Here is a 20,436-nt window from a genome sequence, read left to right as displayed (position 1 = left end):
GTTATATTTGTTAACAAATCAATAACAATTGATCTGTGAAGTATCTTGATGAAAGAAATATTTTTATAAGTTACATAAGAGCGATATAGCATTATGTGACTTTTTGGTGCTGTTTATGGTGGGGTTCTCACAGAACTAGCGGTAAATAGTACTGATTTAATACGGAAAGTTAGAGTTAAATATTATAGCTGATTGAGTTAGCAGGCTGTACATTTACAGCCTGCTATAGATGAGATTATGCGTTTTCAGTTATTGAGTCCGTGTTTTTGTTTGCTTCAGAATCAATAAAGCTTTCACCTTTGCCTTTTGACGACTTAATAACATAACTTGTGACCAATATAGAGAACACTACACCTAGAGTGGTAGATATCGACATTGGCATACCAAACCCAAGTGTTTCGCTATTTAAGATAAAAGTAACACACACTGATGTCATGAAGAAGGCTGGTACGGTTGTGACCCAGTGGAGCTTATTGTGGCGCAGCAAATACGCTGACGCAGTCCACAGCATCATGACGGCTGTTGTTTGGTTGGCAAAGCCAAAATAACGCCAGATGATACCAAAATCTACTTGGGTAAGAATTGCACCAATAACGAATAGAGGCAGAGCCATCAAAAGACGTTTTTTCAGGCTTTTCTGCTCCATGTTGAAGTATTCCGCCAAAATCAGACGGCTTGAGCGAAATGCTGTGTCACCGGATGTAATTGGCAAAATAACCACACCAAGGAAAGCAAGCACACCACCAAATACCCCCAATAGTCCAAATGAAGAGCTATAGACGACATTCCCAGGCCCACCACTTTGGATAGCGTCTGAAAGGCTGTCTAAGTTGCCAAAAAATGATAGAGCTATTGCACACCAAATTAATGCGATGATCCCTTCTCCAATCATGGCTCCATAAAATACGAATCGACCATTTTTTTCATTTTCCATGCAGCGCGCCATTAATGGAGACTGAGTTGCGTGAAAACCTGAAATTGCGCCACACGCAATGGTAATGAATAAAGCAGGCCACAAAGGCATATCATTGGGGTTTAAGTTAAAAAACATGTCACTGATTTTGAAGTCGCCCATCACGGTGTAATTGTCTGATAGAGCAACAGCGGTAATTAAACCCACAGACATAAATATCAGCAGCGCGCCGAAAAAAGGGTAAAGTCTACCAATTACCTTATCGACGGGAACAAGAGTAGCAATAACGTAATACGCAAAGATGACCATTACCATTGTTGACATGCTGACGGTCATGCTGGTTTGATCGTTGATGAGTGTTGTGATCATGCCAGCAGGCGCGGAAACAAATACCACACCAACCAGAAGCAATAAGACAATAGCGAAAACATTCATGAAGTGCTTTGCGCCATTTCCTAAGTAGCGGCCTGTGATACTAGGGACAGAAGCACCATCATTTCTTACGGATAACATTCCAGAGAAATAATCGTGTACAGCGCCTGCAAAAATACAGCCTATAACTATCCATAGCATGGCAGCTGGCCCGTATAGAGCTCCCATAATTGGCCCAAATATAGGTCCAACGCCTGCAATATTAAGTAATTGAACCAAATAGACTTTACGCGTTGACATAGGGACAAAGTCCACACCGTCTGCTTTCGTATGGGCGGGTGTCTTTCTCTTTTCGTTTATCCCAAATATCTTTTCGATAAATGTGCCGTAGACAAAATATCCGCCGATCAATGCCGCGACACAGGTTAAAAACCACAACATAAAAATTCCCTTCTGCTTGTTGCATAACTCAACGGTGAGATATTACGGAGCTTTTAGGGAATTACACTGGTTTTCAGCGTTAGCAGTTACAAATTGTGATAAGTAGCGCTTATTGATCGTTCAGTGGTTTTGTTTATTCGCCAATGAACAGTTTCTGAGTAATTTCTTCGTGAAAACTAAATCTAAATTGATGAGTATAAAAGGCGTATCGCTTTTATGTTGGTAAATTGCCGTTAAGATGTAAATTAACTAATTGATAATTAAAATACTTGAGTATACTCAGCGTCGTTAAAATATAAGTAGGAGCAATATGAAGTCATTCATTTTTCTTTTTGTCGTAGTTTTGTTGTCTGGGTGTGTATCGGGACTAGGAGCAAGCAGTGATGACTGGCATCAGATCGGTTATCAAGATGGAGCTAGAGGCTTCAACCCTCGCTCGTATAGCCAGTTGGGGCATATCAATGCCAGTGAGCAAACAGAGTATGATGAGGGCTATAACGAAGGGATAAAATATTACTGCAATCCTGACTATGCGTATCAAATAGGCTTGTCTGGCCAAGACTATTTAGGTGTTTGTGATGGAATGAAGCAAGGTCAGAGGTTTCGTATGGAATGGCAACGTGGCTGGAATGCCTATCAAAGCTCCGCGATGTAGCTGGTTTACGCTAAGCTTTAAATAAGCCAGATGCTCTGGCTTATTTAAGTTAGTTAATTTGAACCCCCCCCCTTTAATTCGCGGGATAAATTACTCCTAGGGATGCTTGCTTGTTTGCGCCGGTGACTTCGGGAAGATTACTTGGCAAGTTGTGTATACGACGCTGAGCTAACCAAGCAAAGGCTATCGCCTCCATAAACTCTCCATTTACTCCTTTTTCTTCTGTAGGTTGAACTAACCAACTAGGTAGAATTTCTTGTAGTCTTTGCATGATAAGAGGGTTTTGGGCACCACCGCCACAAACTAATAGCTCTGGTTTTGGTCCTTCAGTGAATTTTTTCACTTCATCACAAATGGATGCCGCAGTTAACTCGCACAACGTACGTTGAATGTCTTCGGGCCTAATGGCTGAGTCCGATATTTTGTTGCTTAGCCACTGTTGGTTAAATAGTTCTCTCCCAGTGCTCTTAGGGTTAGGTCTATCAAAGTAATCTTCCCTTAGAAAACCTGCTAGTAGATCAGTATGTACGTTGCCACTTAAAGCGAATTGAGCGTTGTGATCATAGCTGCCTTTTTGCTGTTCGTTGCACCATATATCCATTAGGACGTTACCGGGGCCAGTGTCATAACCGATGACAGGAGAGTTGGGACGGAGTACAGAGATATTGGCAATGCCACCGATGTTCAGAACGATGACTGTTGAATCGGTAGGGTTAAAAATCGTTCTGTGAAAAGCTGGGACTAGCGGTGCTCCTTGACCACCTAGCGCTATATCTTTGCGTCTAAAATCAGCTACTGTATCAATGCCTGTCTTGCTCGCGATAATATTGGCATCACCTAACTGAATGGTAAATGGCGTGCTACCGGTTGGTTGATGAAAAACGGTTTGGCCATGGTTTCCGATGGCTCGAATGTCGCGAGCTTTTACATTAAAAGCAATAAGCGCCTCGTTTATAGCATCGGCATACACATGACCTAGCTGATGCTCTAGTACGCCGATATCCACTAACGTTGTTGATTGCCCTAAGCAAATATCCAGAACCTTTTGCTTGATGTTCTTCGGCATCGAATAGCAATGATGATTAACTAGGTGAGCGTTGTGATTGTCAATTTCGCATAGCGCGATATCAATACCATCTAGACTTGTGCCAGACATGACACCTACATAAAGCTCTTTATTATTCACTCTGACCTCATCACTTTACAAAGGGTTACTCAACTATTCCAACAGTTGAATTGAATGGCAATAGCGTTTGTTTTATCTTAATAAACTTATTGAAAAAACGTTTATTTTTGCTAATTGAATCACGTTAACAGGGGTTGGTATGGGACCACTATGGTTAGATGTTGCTGGATATGAACTTACAGCAGAAGACAAGGAAATTCTACAACACCCAACAGTTGGTGGGGTGATTCTTTTCAGCCGGAACTATTTCGACAGTCAACAGTTAATCGCATTGAATAAAGCAATACGTCAAGCGGCGAAAAGACCTATTTTGATTGGTACCGATCAGGAAGGTGGACGGGTGCAAAGGTTTCGAGAAGGTTTTTCAAGTATTCCAGCTGCTCAAGAATATGGCCGGCATAAAGACAGCGAAGAGCTTGCATACCTTGGTGGCTGGCTGATGGCTGCCGAGGTTATTGCCCATGACATAGATATCAGCTTTGCTCCGGTTTTAGATAAAGGCCATCAGAGTAAAGCGATTGGTAGTCGAGCTTTTTCCGAAAATGTTCAGGATGTTATAGCGCTAAGTCAGGCTTATATGCGTGGTATGAAAGAACTAGGCATGATTACAACTGGCAAGCATTTTCCCGGTCATGGTGGTGTTGAGGTCGACTCTCATGCGGAAACGCCATATGACCATCGAACGGATATTTTTGCCCAAGATATGGCTATATTCCGCTCTCATATCGAACAAGGATTGTTGGATGCAATGATGCCTGCTCATGTGGTTTATCCGCATTTTGATGATCGCCCTGCCAGTGGTTCATCTTATTGGTTGAAGGACGTTTTACGTGATCAGCTTGGTTTTAAAGGCATCGTTTTTTCAGACGACCTGAATATGGAGGGGGCTTCCATTATGGGCGGCCCTGCAGAAAGAGCTCAACAATCCCTAGATGCTGGGTGTGACATGGTCTTGATGTGCAATAATCGTGATGCACAGGTAAAAGTTCTTGATGGTCTGCCTATCAGTGAATTTGAGCATGGTAAAAGTATGTTGAAAAAACAAAATATCAGCCTTTCTGATCTCCGCTTATCCAAACAGTGGAAGCATGCATCTGAAGCAATGGCGCGATTGTGTGACAAATAGGGTGAAGTAAACTACCTGCTAACCACACCTTAGACAAAGATAACTCCTAACCTCTCCAAAACAATAGGTGTAAATTAATAATTACACCTATTGTTTTTTATTGTTTACACTTTTCATTGCGCATTTATTTTGTTACCTTGCTCTGTAACGACATTAAAGCTCACCTAGCTAGGTGTATTAAATATTTTACGGATTGAGTATGTTAAGAAGCGAACTAAGTAATATCAATATTAGCGATGAGCAGGTATTAATCACACCAGAAGAACTAAAGCAAAAACTTCCGCTGAGTGAAGAGTCTCGCCAGTTCATTCAAAAGTCACGACAAACCATAGCAGATATCATTCACAAGAGAGATCATCGCCTGTTGGTAGTGTGTGGTCCTTGTTCAATCCATGATGTTGAAGCGGCTAAGGACTATGCAAAGCGTCTGAAGAAGCTTTCAGAAGAGTTGAGTGATCAGCTTTATATTGTTATGCGAGTTTACTTTGAAAAGCCGCGTACTACTGTTGGCTGGAAAGGTCTGATTAACGATCCAAACCTAGACGGTTCATTTGATATTGAGCATGGTCTACACGTTGGTCGTCAGTTATTGGTTGAATTGGCGGATATGGATATTCCACTAGCAACCGAGGCGTTGGACCCAATTAGTCCTCAATACTTGGCTGATACATTTTGCTGGGCAGCTATCGGAGCAAGAACGACTGAATCGCAAACTCACCGCGAGATGGCAAGCGGTCTTTCGATGCCGATTGGCTTTAAAAATGGTACGGACGGTAGCTTATCTACTGCTATCAATGCTATGCAGGCTGCATCTTCTAGTCACCGTTTTATGGGGATCAATCGTGAAGGCCAAGTGGCATTGTTGACGACTCAAGGTAATAAGGATGGTCATGTTATTTTACGTGGTGGTAAGCAGACTAACTACGATTCAGTATCAGTGACAGAGTGTGAGCAAGAAATGCAAGGTCATGGTTTGGAGGCATCTCTCATGGTTGATTGTAGCCATGCTAACTCGCGCAAAGACTACCGTCGCCAACCGCTTGTTGCTGAAGACGTGATTCATCAGATCCGTGAAGGCAATAAGTCTATTATCGGCGTAATGATTGAGAGTCATATCAATGAAGGAAACCAATCGTCCGACTTGCCACTAGATAAGCTCGAATACGGTGTTTCAATCACGGATGCGTGTATTAATTGGGAAACAACTGAGGCATTATTACGCCATGCACATAAAGAGTTAGTTCCGTTTTTAGAAAATCGCCTAAACAAATAGAAAGGTATATGTAATGGCCGTTGAACTGAGTGAATTGCGTGATCAAATTGATGAAGTTGACAAGCAGATTTTAGACTTGCTTTCGCAGCGTTTAGCCCTTGTCGAGAAAGTCGGCGAGGTGAAAAGTGAACACGGCTTACCGATATATGCTCCCGATAGAGAAGCTGCAATGCTTGCGTCAAGAAGGCTTGAAGCTGAAAAGAAGGGCGTACCACCGCAACTCATTGAAGACATTTTGCGCCGTACCATGCGCGAATCCTATGCTAGTGAAAAAGACTCTGGTTTTAAGTGCTTAAAACCAGAACTACGTTCTGTTGTAATCATTGGTGGCCATGGTCAACTAGGTAAGTTATTTGGTCGTATGTTTAGCTTGTCTGGTTACGATGTAAAAGTTATCGGTAGTAAAGACTGGGATAAAGCGGATGAAGTTTTATCTACTGCAGGCTTGGTCGTGGTTACAGTTCCAATTCACTTAACCGTTGGCGTAATTAAAAAGCTAGAGCAGCTACCAGAAGATTGCATTCTATGTGATTTAACTTCGATTAAGAGTTCACCACTCCATGCAATGTTAGAAACTCATAACGGGCCAGTTGTTGGGTTGCACCCAATGTTCGGTCCAGATGTAGCGAGTTTTGCCAAACAGGTCATTGCTTATAGCAATGGCAGAGGTGAAGAAAAGTATCAATGGCTGCTAGAGCAATTTGCCATTTGGGGTGCAACGCTTAGAGAAATAAAAGCTGACGAGCATGACAGTGGAATGACTCTTATCCAAGCTTTACGTCACTTCACCACGTTTGCCTATGGCGTTCATCTCAGTAAAGAAAACCCAGATCTAAACAGCCTTCTTAAATTAAGCTCACCAATTTATCGTTTAGAGCTTGCGATGGTGGGGAGACTATTTGCTCAAGATCCGAATTTATACGGCGACATCATTTTTTCTTCTCAAGAGAATGTGCAGATGATTAAGCGTTTTCATGAAAGGTTAGGGGAGGCTGTTAATCTACTTGAGCATAATGATAAGCCTGAATTTATCGAAAGCTTTGAACAAGTGAGAACTTGGTTTGGAGATTACTCTCAACAGTTTATGAATGAGAGTCAAAGCTTACTTAAACAAGCCAATGATTCTATCCATAGAGAGTAGCTTGCTCACCTAATAAAAATAGCTCGTGACTTGTTAGAGAATCACGAGCTATATAGTTCTAAAGTTGCTCACCCATATCAGATAAGTGCTCACCTAGGTCGGATAAGTGTTCAAGTTCGCGGTGAAGCAGATCGTCATTCCCAACATTTAGCTCAACCAAACGCTTGATATGAGCAATACTTTCGATATCAATATGGTCAATACTGGCGTGGATAATGTTTTTCTGAATACCTATTAGGTTGGCGACCAGACTAATGACGATATCGCTACTCGGCAGAGTAAATTCTATGTCGGCAAGAATATCGCAATTGAGTTCCGCATTGTTGCCATCAGTGCTAAGAAGCAGGCCATGCAAAGAGAGATCTTGGATATTGGCTTCAACCACTGTTCCTCCTTGGCGAATCGTTGCGGGAGCCTGATAGATTATTCGTGAAAATCGGCGTCTTTCAACCATACTAAATATCTTCCTTAGTTCTTTACTACTGGTACGCTATAAATCCGTTTATGTGAGCAAGTCTATCGCCATTAAAAAGCCGCAATAAATGCGGCTTTAGTCGTATTCTACTTCGCAATTCGCTTGTATTTAATACGATGTGGTTCGGCTGCTTGCGCACCTAACGTCTGTTTTAGCCACTCACTGTATTCAGTATAGTTGCCTTCGTAGAAGTTAACCTGACCTTCGTCGCGGTAATCCAAGATATGTGTGGCAATTCTGTCCAAGAACCAGCGGTCGTGCGAGATAACCATTGCACATCCTGGGAACTCTAATAGCGCTTCTTCAAGTGCACGTAGAGTTTCTACATCCAAGTCGTTGGTTGGCTCATCGAGTAGCAGCACGTTGCCACCAGTTTTAAGAAGCTTCGCTAGGTGAACGCGGTTACGTTCGCCCCCGGATAGCTCACCAATAATTTTCTGTTGGTCAACACCTTTAAAGTTGAAACGCGAGCAATAAGCTCGAGCTGGGATTTCAAAGTTGTTAATCTTGATGATATCAGCACCTTCAGAGATCTCTTGGAAAACAGTTTTACTGTCGTCCATGCTATCGCGGAACTGATCGACAGATGCAAGTTTTACAGTATCACCAAGCTCAACTGTGCCTGAATCTGGTTGTTCTGTGCCACTTAGCATCTTGAACAGCGTCGATTTACCCGCACCGTTGGCACCAATGATACCGACAATTGCTCCCTTCGGTACGCTGAAAGACAAGTCATCGATAAGTACACGGTCACCAAAAGATTTGGTTAGATTGTTTACTTCAACAACTTTGTCACCTAGACGCTCACCAGGTGGAATGAATAGTTCATTCGTTTCATTACGTTTTTGGTGATCACTATTGTTAAGTTCTTCAAAACGCGCCATACGTGCTTTAGACTTCGCTTGGCGGCCTTTAGGATTTTGTCGAACCCACTCAAGCTCTTTCTCGATGGTTTTCTGGCGAGCTTTCTCTTGAGATGCTTCTTGTTTCAATCGAGCATCTTTTTGCTCAAGCCAAGAAGTGTAGTTGCCTTCCCAAGGAATACCTTCACCACGGTCAAGTTCCAAGATCCAGCCCGCTGCGTTATCAAGGAAGTAACGGTCGTGGGTAATAGCAACAACAGTACCGTTGTAGTCGACTAAGAAACGCTCTAACCATCCAACAGACTCCGCATCAAGGTGGTTAGTTGGTTCGTCTAGTAGCAGCATGTCTGGTTTTTCAAGTAGCAGGCGGCAGATAGCAACACGGCGTCTTTCACCACCAGAAAGGTGTTCTATTTTTGAATCCCATTCTGGTAGGCGAAGCGCGTCAGCGGCACGCTCTAGAGCATTTTCAAGGTTGTGACCATCTTTTGCTTGAATCAGCGCTTCAAGCTCACCTTGCTCTTTTGCAAGAGCGTCGAAGTCAGCGCCTTCTTCAGCATACGCAGCATAAACAGCATCGAGCCTTTTAAGTGCGTCAGCAACATCTGCAACGGCTTCTTCAACCACTTCACGAACAGTTTTCGATTCGTCTAATTGTGGCTCCTGAGGCAAATAACCGACGTTTAATCCAGGCTGAGGACGAGCTTCACCATCGATATCTGTATCGATACCAGCCATGATTCTTAGTAGGGTAGATTTACCCGCACCATTTAAGCCCAATACGCCTATTTTTGCTCCTGGGAAAAAGCTAAGTGAGATATCTTTGAGAATTTGACGTTTGGGTGGGACGATTTTACTCACCCGCGACATGGTATAAACATATTCAGCCATTGCCGATAGATCCTAATTGAAAATACATAAGGCCTCATTTTATACCAATCTAGATACTTTTGTTACACGAGTGGTGAGCTTTTATCGATCTGTGTATCAAGCTGGCACTAAACGAAAAGCAACGAGTTGCACGATTCTTGCAGAGGTCCTATTTATTGTGAATCCTCTGTTAAATTGAACTTATTGGCTTATTTTTGACCTAACATTAACAGGGTGTTAACATTTAAAATCCGCACGACATGGAAGTGAGGAATATGGTAGGTAAGAGCTTTAATAAACTATATCAGCTCGTAAGCTGTTCAAGTGTATGTGCTTTTCTTTTTGTAGGGAATAGCTTAGCAAGTCCTGTGTCTAATATCCAAGAGCAACGAGCGCTCTATGATAGAGCACAGAAATTGTTAGATAGAAGGCAAGTTTCCCAATATCAGTCAATACGGAAAAAAATTTCAGACTACCCACTAACACCTTACACAGACTACCGAGCATTTCTGATTGACCTAAGTGCGAAAAGCCCTGACCAAGTCAATGAATTCATTCAATACAACTATTCATATCCTTTCTCTTCTAGTATTCGTGCTCCATATATAGAAACGTTAGCACTTCAAAGGAAATGGAAGCAGTTACTCGAATTTCAATATTCTGAGCCCTCAGGTGAAGCCTATAAATGTCACTATTACACGGCATTATACAAAGTTGGACAGAAAGAACAGGCTTTCGAAGGAATGGATAAGCTATGGCTTTCAGGTGACAGCATTTCAAAGCATTGTGATTACTTAATCAAAGTCTGGGACAAAGCAGGCTTAAAAACTGATGACATTATCCTACGTCGTATGCTACTAGCATTTGATGAAAGAAATAATGGCTTGATGAAATACCTTAAGCGGCAATTAAAAACAGCAGAGGCACAAAAAAAGGCCGCAGAAATTACGGATCTTTATAGTAAACCTGAAATGGTGGTTAGGTTTGCGAGAGAAAATGCTGAAGATAGTGATATTTACTTGATGCAGGTTTCATCTGCATTGAAACGCCTAGCAAGAAAGGATGCCGAGAAAGCTCAAGTAGCATTTTCGCAAGTTATGGTGAATAACTCTTTTAAAGAAGAAGACAAGCAGAAACTGGCAGAGTTTATCGTTTATCGCTTAATGAATACAGAATCAGAGCCTTTAGCAAAATGGCGAGACGATGTCATTGATATGTCGAATGAAGACAAGCTGATTGAGCGTCGAATTAGACTTGCTATTCAGCAAGCTGATTGGAGAGGTACACAGCGTTGGATTGCACACCTTACCCCTGAAACTCGAGAGACTTTGCGTTGGCAGTATTGGTTAGGCCGCAGTGAAATTGCTTTAGGCATGCATGAGCATGGCCAAACTAGATTAGAAACACTTCTTGGAAAAAGGAATTTCTATAGCGTTGCAGCCGCAGGCTTTATGGGAGTGCCAGTAGCATATCCAACGACTTTCCTCAATCTAGATCACACCGTAATCGAGCCTCACAAGAGAGCTCTTTATCGAATTCAGGAGTTGATTGATCGCTCGAAAATTTCGGCAGCTAAAACCGAATGGAATTGGTTACTTCGAAATGCCAGCATAGAAGAGAAAAAAATGTTGGCAGCATATGCGGCAGATAAAAACTGGCACCATTTGACAGTGAAAGCGTCGATATCAGCTAAATTGTGGGATAACGTTCAGCTGCGTTTTCCAATCGCTCACCAATGGTGGTTTGATCATTATGCGGAGAAACATGGTATAGACCCGATCACTTTAATGTCATTGGCTCGACAAGAAAGTGCGATGGACGTGAACGCACGCTCTCCGGTAGGTGCTAGGGGAATCATGCAAATAATGCCTCGTACTGCCCAATATACTGCAAGGAAGTATCGCATTCGCTATAACGGGGCGAGAGATTTATATTCTGTTGGTAAGAACATAGAGATTGGCAGTAGCTATTTGAACGGGTTACTTGAAAGGTTTGATGACAACCGTATTTTTGCTTTTGCGGCGTACAATGCAGGCCCGCATAGAGTGAAGAAGTGGCGAGAACGTTCGAATGAGAACTTGGATGTGTATGCCTTTATCGAAAGTATTCCATTTAATGAAACACGTGGTTATGTTCAGAATATCTTGATGTTCGAGACTTATTACCGCGACTTAATGGGGGTGGATGGCCAGTTCCTGACCAAGCGAGAAAAGTTAGCAAGATACTAAAGCCCCAACTTTGAGCTAAATACATTCCCGTGAAATGCAATCTAGACATCTTTAGGTTGCGTGGGGATGATAACGAATTACAATAAACTCACACACCATCAATATATCCAAAAGATTATGTCGTTCCTCCCAGAGTACAGCGATTGGGATCAATTTATTGATTTATTGAATCGCGCTATCAAAAACAAAGACCATGAATTGCTGTTATCGACCATGCTCACCCCTGATGAGAGGGAAGCCTTGATTGCGAGAGCAAACATACTTACTGAGTTACTGAAAGGGGAGATGTCTCAGAGGCAGATGAGCCAAGAGCTCGGTGTTGGTATTGCAACCATTACTCGAGGCTCAAATGAGCTTAAAGCGAAATCAGAACAAGATAGACTACGTATTACAGATTTACTTTTGAAGCCTTGAGTCAAGTTTGTGCCAGTGAGTTTCACTGGCACAGGCCTAGCTTCTCGGAGCTGAGTCAGTTATAAATTTGCTGTGAAATGCTCTTCATTGGAAAAGGGAATCAGCGCTAAGATTAAGGCTTGATGATAGACAGAGCTTCGAGTCAGCAGGTTGTTTGTTAACAGGCTTATTGCCCCACCTTTCTGTTTGATATTCTCAGTGCCGAACACATCATCCATGACATCTCCTAACTCATTCGCAGTTTTTAGCTTCTCTAGTACAACTGGAGGTAGCATCAAACTGGCAGAGCGAGATTCTCCGCGAATAGTAGCTGATTCAATCACCATCCAAGCGAAAGTGACGCCACTGTCTATACCTGCCTCAATACCGACGAAATAATCTGCAGAGCCGCTAATTTTCTTAGCGTTGCGGATCCTGTTTAACGCACCCTGCTTGGTTTCAGTGTTCGTCATTGGTTGATCGGCTACTTCGCTAGCGACTTTGATACCTTCAAAGTTAAACTCTTGGTGCGGAAAAACCTCCCTAAAGGCACTTTCAACAGCGCGAATCTTGGCTGGGTTTAAAGAGGTAATAATCACTGTTTTCATTCTAGAAACTTCTTAATCTAATTTAACTTGTGTATGGGAAATGTTCTCTATCGGATAGCAACCGAGTACTTTTAAGAACTTAGTGATTTTCGTCAGCTCTACAATGGCTTGCTGCATTTCTTCAGAACCATGATGAGCCTGTAAATCAACATAAAACATCTCTTCCCAAGGGTTACCCATAATAGGGCGAGACTCTAACTTGGTCATGTTAATTCCATACTTTTGTAATACAAGCAGTGTCTCAACTAATGAACCCGCTTCTTGAGCCGTAGACATGATAAGTGTTGTTTTAGCTGGAATTTGAGTTGAAACTTCGACCGGCTTACGCGCGACTACAATGAATCGAGTATGGTTTTCTGTTTGGTTAGCAATATTTCCTTGGATGGACTGCAACCCATAAAGCTTACCACTAGAAGAGTTACCGATAGCTGCAATGTCTGTGCGGTTCAGCTCTTTCACTTTTTTCATTGCATCAGCTGTACTAGCACAGATTTCCAGATTGACACCTTTCAATCCATTTAGGAATTCGCTGCATTGCTGATGAGGTTGAGGGTGAGAATAGAGGGTTTTGATCTCCTCTAGACGGATATCTTTGGTTGCAACTAAGCAGTGCTCAATTGGAAGGGTAAGTTCGCCAACAATATATAAAGTTGTATGTTGCAGTAAGTCGTAGACTTCGTTGATGGAACCTGAGCTAGTGTTTTCAATAGGTAATACACCATAATCAGCGTGACCAGATTCTACAGTAGTAATTATGTCTTTGAATTGGTCGCAATTGAGTTCGATAAGCTCTGAATCTTTACGACTGAAATACTCTCTACTTGCAAGGTGCGAATAGGAACCTCGTGCGCCTAAAAAAGCGACTCGGGCAAGGGGCTTTCTAGTTTGAGGGTTAGCAAGATTTTGAAGGTAAGATTGCTGTAATAAGACTGAATCTTCAATAATGGTATGGAACAGCTTGGTGATGTACTGCGCGTCTAGGTCGTATTTTTCTTTACCGTTATTGATTAATTTGACTAGTAACTGCTGCTCTCGATCGGCATCTCTGACCGGTTTAGACGTCTCTACTTTGCTTTTGGCCACATCAATACTTAACTTACGGCGCTCAGAGAGTAAAGAAAGCATTTGGTCATCGAGTTCATTCAAACGTAAGCGAATTTCTTCGAGCGAATATTGTTTGTCGGTCATGATAGTGTCCTTATAAAAAAACCTCCCAGTTGGGAGGCTTTCTGTTCGTTTTAACTTATTTGCGCGAACAACTTAGCCTCCAGAGCTAATTTGGAAAAAATAAGTCAAAAAAGAACAGTTGAGAAAGTAGCATAAAGTCGTTGTTAGTGATTCAACACTCGAACACAATAAGCAAGCAAGCTAACAGCGTCAAGGGTTAATGCTTGGTTAGGAGCAAAAAAATAGCGCCATTGGCGCTATCAACTAATTCTGTCTAACTAAGTAGAGTTTTGAATATTATTCCGTTTCTTCTACTTCGAATTTTTCTGCTCGGCGAGCAGCGGGTTTGTGGCGCAGTTTATTGAGTTGCCTTTCTAGTTTGTGTTCTACGTCATTAACTGCTGCGTATAAATCTTCGTGCATTGAGGATGCGACTAGCTGACCTTTTGGAACTTTAATTACCGCTTCAAATTTCTTTTGCTTATTAGGCTCTTCGCTAAATACTGCTTGGCATGAAATGATATCTACTTGCCATTTTTCTAGCTTTTTGAATTTGCTTTCTATATGCGTGCGGATTGCAGAGGTGATGTCGATGTTTTTGCCTGTGATACTTACTTTCATAGAATTTTCCTCTGTTGCTACCCGTATGGGTTAACTTCAGATTACTGATCTAACGATAATATTGTGTGATCAAGATCACTTTTTATTGGTAAAGATATTTAAGAATAATTAAACGTGATCTTTCGCAAGTAGTGGCTTTTCTATTAATAAAAAGTGCTTGTGATTCTCACTAGAGTGGTTACATTGAGGGGAGGTCGTACGCTAAAATTGATTTGTTTTGGGGGCGTAATTACAACCCAAAATATTTTTCTAATCAGTTGATTGTCAGGCTTTATGTCAAGTTTTCATTGATAGCTCAAATACAACAAAACCCTCAACAAAGTGAACTGTTGAGGGTTTTGTGCTTTATACGGATATTTATTATTTTTCAGGGTTCAGCTTAATCAACTTTTCGGTGTTAGCAATTGGCCCTTGCAAACCTAGCACCTTGTAAGCTTCTAGCTCCACCTGCAAAGACTCTCTCGCAGCTTCTGTATCTGGGTACCTTTTTTGTAACTCTTGGGCGCGGTTAACTGCAGCAATCCAAGCTTTACGCTTGATATAAAATTTCGCAATAGAAAGGTCATAGTCTGCTAAACGGTTTTTTAGAGAGTACATACGTTTTTCAGCATCAGCTGCATATGGGCTGGTTGGATAACGATCTAGTAGCTTTTTGAAATCTGCAAATGCTTCAGCCGCTGGTGTTGGATCGCGGTCACTTCTATCAATGTCCAATGCTTCTTGTAAGAAGTTGGTATCTTGAGCCATATGAGTGAGGCCACGCATATAAAGCACCCAGTCTAGTTTAGGGCTTGTCGGGTTTAAACGCATGAAGCGGTCAATTGACGCAAGTGCTAAAGGTAACTGATCATTACGGTAATAAGCGTAAATAAGGTCCAATTGCACTTGATCAGAATATGGGCCAAATGGATAACGAGAGTCCATCGCCTCAAGTTTTGTTATCGCACCCGTTAGGTAGCCCTCTTGCAAAGCTGTCTTAGCTTGAGCGTAGAGTTGAGCGGGTGGCAAGTCCGGAACGACTTCTTTACTGCTTGAGCAGCCAAACAACGTTAACAGTGTAACTAAACCGAGTAGAGAACGCTTTTTCATGTGTTGGGTCGATTCCTTGAATTTAAATATTTCGTTAGCTCTCGTTACTTTCATACCAGTAACAGATACAATGATGAATTAGCCTATTTTTCCACAGTGTTGAGCATTAGTCTCACAGTTTTTAAAAAAGTTCTATATGAGCCAGCAGATTGAATTAACAAACACCGTAAAAGACAGCCAGTTAGGTCAAAGATTAGATCAAGCTGTCGCAGAGTTATTTAGCGACTTTTCGCGCTCGCGAATCAAAGAGTGGCTTTTACAGGGAAAAGTTCAAGTGAACGGTGAAGTCGTCACTAAACCTCGTTTTAAAGTGATGGGTGGTGAAGAGATTACTGTTTTTGCCGAAATTGAAGCCGAAGAAAGGTGGGAACCGCAAGATATTCCACTTGATATTGTCTACGAAGATGACGATATCTTGGTTATCAATAAGCCTAGAGACTTCGTTGTCCACCCCGGAGCTGGTACTCCTGATGGTACAGTGCTCAATGCTTTGCTTCATCACTTCCCTGATATTGCTGAAGTACCAAGAGCAGGTATTGTCCATCGTCTCGATAAAGATACAACGGGTCTGATGGTAGTTGCTAAAACTGTTCCAGCTCAGACAAGGCTGGTTCGAGCACTGCAAAAACGCAACATTACACGTGAATATGAAGCGATTGCTATTGGCAAAATGACAGCAGGTGGAAAAGTTGAGCAACCAATTGGAAGGCACTCAACGAAACGCACACTAATGGCTGTCACCCCTATGGGCAAGCCTGCGGTGACGCACTATCGTGTTGCAGAGCACTTTCGTGAACATACGAGAATTCGTTTGCGTCTTGAAACGGGCCGAACTCACCAAATCCGTGTGCATATGTCTTATCTGCAACATCCTCTATTGGGCGACACGCCATATGGTGGCCGTGCGAGAATTCCAAAAGGTGCATCGGAAGAGCTTGCAGAGAAAATTCGTCAGTTTGATCGCCAAGCATTACACGCTGCAATGTTAAGATTTGAACATCCTGTTACTGGTGAACTATTAGAGTTTCATGCACCTGTGCCTGACGATATGGTAAACATGAGTGAAGCTCTGCGTGAAGACACCAAATTAAATCACTCGGAAGATTATTGATGAGTTTTGTTGTTCCCAATTGGCCTGCCCCTAAGAGAGTCAAAGCACTTTCGACCACTCGTATCGGAGGGTTTTCTCATCCTCCCTACCAGGGGCTAAATTTGGGACAACATGTTGGTGACGATCCTAGCATCGTCGCAAACAATAGGAAGTGGTTGGTAGGTGCTGCTGGCTTACCAACTTCTCCAGTTTGGTTAAATCAAACTCACTCCACTCATATCGTCGAGCTAGACAAATCAATCAATACTATCTTAGATGCAGATGGCTCGGTAACAACTCAAGATGATGTTGTTTGCTCTGTCATGACAGCAGATTGCCTACCGGTCTTATTGACTAACATCCAAGGAACTCAAGTTGCAGCGGTTCATGCTGGTTGGAGAGGCTTAGCTGATGGCATTTTAGAAAACGCTGTCTATAAAATGCAGGGAGAGCTTCTGGCATGGTTAGGGCCTGCCATTGGTGAAAGTGCATTTGAAGTAGGTGATGATGTACGAGACCTATTTATCAGCCACGATAACCTTGCGAGTAAAGGTTTTGTAGCCACAAGCAAACAAGGCAAGTGGATGGCTAATATGCAGTTATTGGCTAAGCAAAGGTTAAACTCAGTTGGAGTAACGCAAATTTATTCCAGCGAATTATGTACGTTCCAGCACTCAGACAAATTCTTCTCGTATCGTCGTGATGGCGTCACTGGCAGACAAGCCAGTCTTATCTGGATTAGCCGTCAAAATTAATCAGTTTTAGTCGATTGATGACCAAATAGCACACCATTTATAACTTGAAAAATGGGTGCTCAGCGCCCATCTTACACCTATAAACAAGAATTAATTTTTACTCGCTAGGAGAGTTTCATGCGACTCGATAGGTTTACCAGCAAGTTTCAGATTGCTATCTCTGATGCTCAGTCATTAGCATTGGGGCGTGACCATCAATATATAGAGCCAGTCCATCTTATGGTGTCACTTCTTGACCAAGATGGAAGCCCAATTCGTCCACTAATGACCATGTTAGATGTGGATGTTACCAACCTTCGCTCTAAGTTGGCGGAGATTCTGGATTCGCTACCGAAAGTTACAGGTATTGGTGGCGATGTTCAGCTGTCTAGCGCTATGGGGTCTCTATTTAACCTTTGTGACAAAGTCGCGCAAAAACGCAAAGACAGCTATATCTCATCCGAAGTCTTTCTGTTGGCATCCCTGCAGGACAAAGGCCCACTGGGCAAGCTATTAAAAGAGCTGGGGCTCACAGAAGAAAATGTCTCTGGAGCGATAGAGAAAGTTCGTGGTGGTCAGTCAGTCAATGATCAAAACGCGGAGGACCTTCGCCAAGCATTAGACAAATTCACCATAGATTTAACTGAGCGAGCCGAGCAAGATAAGCTTGATCCGGTCATTGGTCGTGATGATGAAATTCGCCGTACGATTCAAGTATTGCAACGTAGAACTAAGAATAATCCAGTCATCATCGGTGAACCTGGTGTAGGTAAAACAGCCATTGTTGAGGGGCTTGCACAGCGTATAGTCAACAACGAAGTGCCAGAAGGCCTTCGAGGCCGCCGAGTGCTTTCATTAGATATGGGTGCATTGGTTGCTGGTGCAAAATATCGTGGTGAATTTGAAGAGCGCTTAAAATCAGTGCTCAACGAGTTATCTAAAGAAGAAGGTAACGTCATTCTTTTCATCGATGAAATTCATACCATGGTTGGCGCGGGTAAAGGTGAAGGCTCGATGGACGCTGGTAACATGCTAAAACCAGCTCTTGCTCGTGGTGAGTTACACTGCGTTGGTGCGACAACATTAGATGAATACCGTCAGTACATCGAAAAAGACCCAGCCCTTGAGCGTCGGTTCCAAAAAGTATTGGTAGACGAGCCATCTGTAGAAGATACGGTGGCTATTTTACGTGGTTTGAAAGAGCGCTATGAATTGCACCACCATGTAGAAATTACCGATCCAGCGATCGTAGCGGCGGCAAGTTTGTCTCATCGCTACATCTCAGATCGACAGCTTCCAGATAAGGCTATCGACCTTATCGATGAAGCGGCGTCTAGCATACGAATGCAAATTGACTCAAAACCAGAATCTCTAGACAAGCTAGAGCGCAAAATCATTCAGTTGAAGATTGAGCAACAGGCTTTGATCAACGAACACGATGATGCTAGTGCCAAGCGTCTGAATATTCTAAACGATGAACTTTCTTCTAAAGAAAGAGAGTTTGCTGAGTTACAAGAGGTTTGGAATACAGAAAAGGCTGCCCTATCGGGTACACAGCACATCAAAACGGAACTCGAAAATGCGCGCATGGATTTAAACATTGCCCGCCGTGCTGGTGATTTAAATCGAATGTCTGAGCTGCAATACGGTCGTATTCCCGAGTTGGAAAAACAATTGGATTTAGCGACTCAAGCTGAAATGCAGGAAATGACACTGCTTAAAAACAAAGTAACGGATGCGGAAATAGCAGAAGTTCTTTCAAAGCAGACGGGTATTCCGGTATCTAAGATGCTTGAGGCAGAAAAAGAGAAACTTCTTCGTATGGAAGAAGTGCTGCACAACCGAGTTATTGGACAAGCAGAAGCGGTGGAAGTGGTGTCTGATGCAATTCGCCGTAGTCGAGCAATGCTTTCAGACCCTAACAAACCGATTGGCTCTTTCTTGTTCTTAGGTCCAACGGGTGTAGGTAAGACGGAACTATGTAAAACGTTAGCCGCATTTATGTTTGATAGTGAAGATGCCATGGTTCGTATCGACATGTCAGAGTTTATGGAGAAACACTCAGTTGCGCGATTAGTTGGTGCGCCTCCTGGTTATGTCGGATATGAAGAAGGCGGTTACTTAACTGAAGCAGTTCGTCGTAAGCTTTACTCTGTTATTCTTTTAGATGAAGTTGAAAAAGCGCACCCAGATGTTTTCAACATTTTGCTACAAGTGTTAGATGACGGTCGTCTTACTGACGGTCAAGGCCGAACAGTCGATTTCAGAAACACTGTAGTTATCATGACATCTAACTTGGGTTCAGAGGCGATCCAAGAAAACTGTACGTCTTTAGATTACGACGGTATGAAAGCGCAAGTAATGGAAATTGTGAGTCGACATTTTAGACCTGAATTCCTGAACCGTGTTGATGAGAGTGTGGTATTCCACCCTCTAGCCCAAGACAATATAAAAGCTATTGCTTCTATTCAGCTAAAACGATTAGCACATCGAATGGAAGAAAGTGGTTATCACTTGTCTGTATCTGAGGAGGCACTGGAGCTAATTGCTAAAGTTGGATTCGATCCTGTATATGGTGCGAGACCATTGAAGCGCGCGATTCAGCAGAGTGTTGAGAACCCGCTAGCGAAAGAAATCTTGGCAGGAAACCTTGATCCCGAGAAAGAGATTGAGTTGGTTGTTGATGATGGCCATATAGCGACAAGACAATAAACTCAATTAAGCTTGAGTAAAAGGGGGCTTTTAAGCCTCCTTTTGTGTATTTAAACGTTGATTCGCTTTATTTTTGAGCGAACGGTTAATTATTTACGATTTTATTCAAATTAGTGCTTGCCAACATGACGCCGATCTCTATAATGCCACCTCGCTGACACGGGATGGCTTCAAACAAAGCAATCAACGAGTTAGCAAGGTCTACTAGCTAAGCCAAGTGCTTAAAAAAGTTTTGAAAAAAGTGGTTGACACTAAAACTTAAATCGCTAGAATGGCCGTCCGCTTTGAGATGAACTTCAAAGCATTGCTCTTTAACAATATAAACCTATCAATCTGTGTGGGCACTCGTTGATGATAATCAAATTAGATATTTCTTTCTTAACGGAAAGCGGTATCAAGTTAGGTTTCAATGAAACGAAGTGACCAACGAGTCGAAAGGCTCAGCACAGTCAATTCAAACATTACTTATGTAATGTTCA

At 42.5% G+C, this 20,436-nt stretch carries 17 protein-coding genes and 1 other annotated feature; of the genes, 9 read left to right on the top strand and 8 right to left on the bottom strand.

The window, feature by feature from the left end; genetic code table 11:
* Positions 1 to 235: 235 nt before the first annotated feature.
* Positions 236 to 1,726: a carbon starvation CstA family protein gene (locus L7A31_RS16555; protein WP_237362854.1), complete on the bottom strand. Its 1,491-nt coding sequence runs from the start codon at positions 1,724 to 1,726 to the stop codon at positions 236 to 238.
* 310 nt (positions 1,727 to 2,036) lie between these two features.
* On the opposite strand from L7A31_RS16555, the gene L7A31_RS16550 reads away from it, so the two are divergent.
* Positions 2,037 to 2,381, top strand: coding sequence for a DUF2799 domain-containing protein (locus tag L7A31_RS16550; protein WP_237362853.1), 345 nt, complete (start codon positions 2,037 to 2,039; stop codon positions 2,379 to 2,381).
* Between the two features lie 73 nt (positions 2,382 to 2,454).
* Here the strand turns inward: L7A31_RS16550 and L7A31_RS16545 are convergent, their stop codons facing one another.
* On the bottom strand, positions 2,455 to 3,567 hold the full coding sequence (locus tag L7A31_RS16545) for an anhydro-N-acetylmuramic acid kinase (RefSeq protein ID WP_237362852.1): 1,113 nt from the start codon (positions 3,565 to 3,567) through the stop codon (positions 2,455 to 2,457).
* A gap of 139 nt (positions 3,568 to 3,706) precedes the next feature.
* Here L7A31_RS16545 and nagZ point away from each other — a divergent pair, with 139 nt between their 5' ends.
* From nagZ to tyrA, 3 genes are all read left to right on the top strand, one after another.
* Complete coding sequence (gene nagZ, locus L7A31_RS16540; RefSeq protein ID WP_237362851.1) at positions 3,707 to 4,693, top strand: beta-N-acetylhexosaminidase; 987 nt, start codon at positions 3,707 to 3,709, stop codon at positions 4,691 to 4,693.
* Between the two features lie 199 nt (positions 4,694 to 4,892).
* Positions 4,893 to 5,966, top strand: coding sequence for a 3-deoxy-7-phosphoheptulonate synthase (locus L7A31_RS16535; RefSeq protein WP_237362850.1), 1,074 nt, complete (start codon positions 4,893 to 4,895; stop codon positions 5,964 to 5,966).
* 13 nt (positions 5,967 to 5,979) lie between these two features.
* Positions 5,980 to 7,107 (top strand): bifunctional chorismate mutase/prephenate dehydrogenase, encoded by a 1,128-nt coding sequence (tyrA, locus tag L7A31_RS16530; protein WP_237362849.1) that lies wholly within the window; start codon positions 5,980 to 5,982, stop codon positions 7,105 to 7,107.
* Positions 7,108 to 7,165: 58 nt separating this feature from the next.
* Here the strand turns inward: tyrA and L7A31_RS16525 are convergent, their stop codons facing one another.
* Together L7A31_RS16525 and ettA are read right to left on the bottom strand one after the other, a co-directional pair.
* Positions 7,166 to 7,561 (bottom strand): PilZ domain-containing protein, encoded by a 396-nt coding sequence (locus L7A31_RS16525; protein WP_237362848.1) that lies wholly within the window; start codon positions 7,559 to 7,561, stop codon positions 7,166 to 7,168.
* Positions 7,562 to 7,668: 107 nt separating this feature from the next.
* A complete protein-coding gene (gene ettA / locus L7A31_RS16520; RefSeq protein ID WP_237362847.1) occupies positions 7,669 to 9,336 on the bottom strand; it encodes an energy-dependent translational throttle protein EttA in 1,668 nt (555 codons plus the stop codon).
* A gap of 254 nt (positions 9,337 to 9,590) precedes the next feature.
* Between ettA and L7A31_RS16515 the strand changes: the two genes are divergently transcribed.
* Both L7A31_RS16515 and trpR read left to right on the top strand, forming a co-directional pair.
* Entirely contained in the window at positions 9,591 to 11,543 is a 1,953-nt protein-coding gene (locus tag L7A31_RS16515) for a transglycosylase SLT domain-containing protein (RefSeq protein WP_435532901.1), read from the top strand.
* A 117-nt stretch (positions 11,544 to 11,660) separates the two neighbouring features.
* Positions 11,661 to 11,957: a trp operon repressor gene (gene trpR, locus L7A31_RS16510; RefSeq protein ID WP_237363590.1), complete on the top strand. Its 297-nt coding sequence runs from the start codon at positions 11,661 to 11,663 to the stop codon at positions 11,955 to 11,957.
* A 59-nt stretch (positions 11,958 to 12,016) separates the two neighbouring features.
* Here the strand turns inward: trpR and yjjX are convergent, their stop codons facing one another.
* The 4 genes from yjjX to bamD all read right to left on the bottom strand — a co-directional run bounded on the left by yjjX (position 12,017) and on the right by bamD (position 15,421).
* Positions 12,017 to 12,544 (bottom strand): inosine/xanthosine triphosphatase, encoded by a 528-nt coding sequence (yjjX, locus tag L7A31_RS16505; protein WP_237362845.1) that lies wholly within the window; start codon positions 12,542 to 12,544, stop codon positions 12,017 to 12,019.
* 12 nt (positions 12,545 to 12,556) lie between these two features.
* Positions 12,557 to 13,732, bottom strand: a complete 1,176-nt coding sequence (gene pheA, locus L7A31_RS16500; RefSeq protein ID WP_237362844.1) for a prephenate dehydratase — start codon at positions 13,730 to 13,732, stop codon at positions 12,557 to 12,559.
* A gap of 11 nt (positions 13,733 to 13,743) precedes the next feature.
* Positions 13,744 to 13,863, bottom strand: a sequence feature (Phe leader region).
* A gap of 145 nt (positions 13,864 to 14,008) precedes the next feature.
* Positions 14,009 to 14,332 (bottom strand): ribosome hibernation-promoting factor, HPF/YfiA family, encoded by a 324-nt coding sequence (hpf, locus tag L7A31_RS16495; protein WP_237362843.1) that lies wholly within the window; start codon positions 14,330 to 14,332, stop codon positions 14,009 to 14,011.
* Between the two features lie 360 nt (positions 14,333 to 14,692).
* Positions 14,693 to 15,421: an outer membrane protein assembly factor BamD gene (bamD, locus tag L7A31_RS16490; RefSeq protein WP_237362842.1), complete on the bottom strand. Its 729-nt coding sequence runs from the start codon at positions 15,419 to 15,421 to the stop codon at positions 14,693 to 14,695.
* A gap of 136 nt (positions 15,422 to 15,557) precedes the next feature.
* Between bamD and rluD the strand changes: the two genes are divergently transcribed.
* From rluD to clpB, 3 genes are all read left to right on the top strand, one after another.
* A complete protein-coding gene (gene rluD / locus L7A31_RS16485) occupies positions 15,558 to 16,532 on the top strand; it encodes a 23S rRNA pseudouridine(1911/1915/1917) synthase RluD (RefSeq protein WP_237362841.1) in 975 nt (324 codons plus the stop codon).
* A complete protein-coding gene (gene pgeF, locus L7A31_RS16480) occupies positions 16,532 to 17,266 on the top strand; it encodes a peptidoglycan editing factor PgeF (RefSeq protein WP_237362840.1) in 735 nt (244 codons plus the stop codon). The genes rluD and pgeF overlap by 1 nt, the downstream gene beginning before the upstream one ends.
* Positions 17,267 to 17,383: 117 nt before the next feature.
* On the top strand, positions 17,384 to 19,957 hold the full coding sequence (gene clpB, locus L7A31_RS16475) for an ATP-dependent chaperone ClpB (protein WP_237362839.1): 2,574 nt from the start codon (positions 17,384 to 17,386) through the stop codon (positions 19,955 to 19,957).
* The last annotated feature ends 479 nt before the right edge of the window (positions 19,958 to 20,436 follow it).

The sequence above is a fragment of the Vibrio marisflavi CECT 7928 genome (assembly GCF_921294215.1).
In the GTDB taxonomy this organism is placed as follows: Bacteria; Pseudomonadota; Gammaproteobacteria; order Enterobacterales; family Vibrionaceae; genus Vibrio; species Vibrio marisflavi.
This window is presented reverse-complemented; position numbering and strand designations above follow the sequence as displayed.

Excerpts from the sequence above, each read along its gene's own strand:
- trpR (WP_237363590.1), top strand. The coding sequence starts at position 11,661 with ATGTCGTTCCTCCCAGAGTACAGCGATTGGGATCAATTTATTGATTTA.
- yjjX (WP_237362845.1), bottom strand. The coding sequence starts at position 12,544 with ATGAAAACAGTGATTATTACCTCTTTAAACCCAGCCAAGATTCGCGCT.
- clpB (WP_237362839.1), top strand. The coding sequence starts at position 17,384 with ATGCGACTCGATAGGTTTACCAGCAAGTTTCAGATTGCTATCTCTGAT.
- L7A31_RS16515 (WP_435532901.1), top strand. The coding sequence starts at position 9,591 with ATGGTAGGTAAGAGCTTTAATAAACTATATCAGCTCGTAAGCTGTTCA.
- L7A31_RS16525 (WP_237362848.1), bottom strand. The coding sequence starts at position 7,561 with ATGGTTGAAAGACGCCGATTTTCACGAATAATCTATCAGGCTCCCGCA.
- bamD (WP_237362842.1), bottom strand. The coding sequence starts at position 15,421 with ATGAAAAAGCGTTCTCTACTCGGTTTAGTTACACTGTTAACGTTGTTT.
- nagZ (WP_237362851.1), top strand. The coding sequence starts at position 3,707 with ATGGGACCACTATGGTTAGATGTTGCTGGATATGAACTTACAGCAGAA.
- ettA (WP_237362847.1), bottom strand. The coding sequence starts at position 9,336 with ATGGCTGAATATGTTTATACCATGTCGCGGGTGAGTAAAATCGTCCCA.
- pheA (WP_237362844.1), bottom strand. The coding sequence starts at position 13,732 with ATGACCGACAAACAATATTCGCTCGAAGAAATTCGCTTACGTTTGAAT.
- L7A31_RS16550 (WP_237362853.1), top strand. The coding sequence starts at position 2,037 with ATGAAGTCATTCATTTTTCTTTTTGTCGTAGTTTTGTTGTCTGGGTGT.
- rluD (WP_237362841.1), top strand. The coding sequence starts at position 15,558 with ATGAGCCAGCAGATTGAATTAACAAACACCGTAAAAGACAGCCAGTTA.
- tyrA (WP_237362849.1), top strand. The coding sequence starts at position 5,980 with ATGGCCGTTGAACTGAGTGAATTGCGTGATCAAATTGATGAAGTTGAC.
- L7A31_RS16555 (WP_237362854.1), bottom strand. The coding sequence starts at position 1,726 with ATGTTGTGGTTTTTAACCTGTGTCGCGGCATTGATCGGCGGATATTTT.
- L7A31_RS16535 (WP_237362850.1), top strand. The coding sequence starts at position 4,893 with ATGTTAAGAAGCGAACTAAGTAATATCAATATTAGCGATGAGCAGGTA.
- pgeF (WP_237362840.1), top strand. The coding sequence starts at position 16,532 with ATGAGTTTTGTTGTTCCCAATTGGCCTGCCCCTAAGAGAGTCAAAGCA.
- hpf (WP_237362843.1), bottom strand. The coding sequence starts at position 14,332 with ATGAAAGTAAGTATCACAGGCAAAAACATCGACATCACCTCTGCAATC.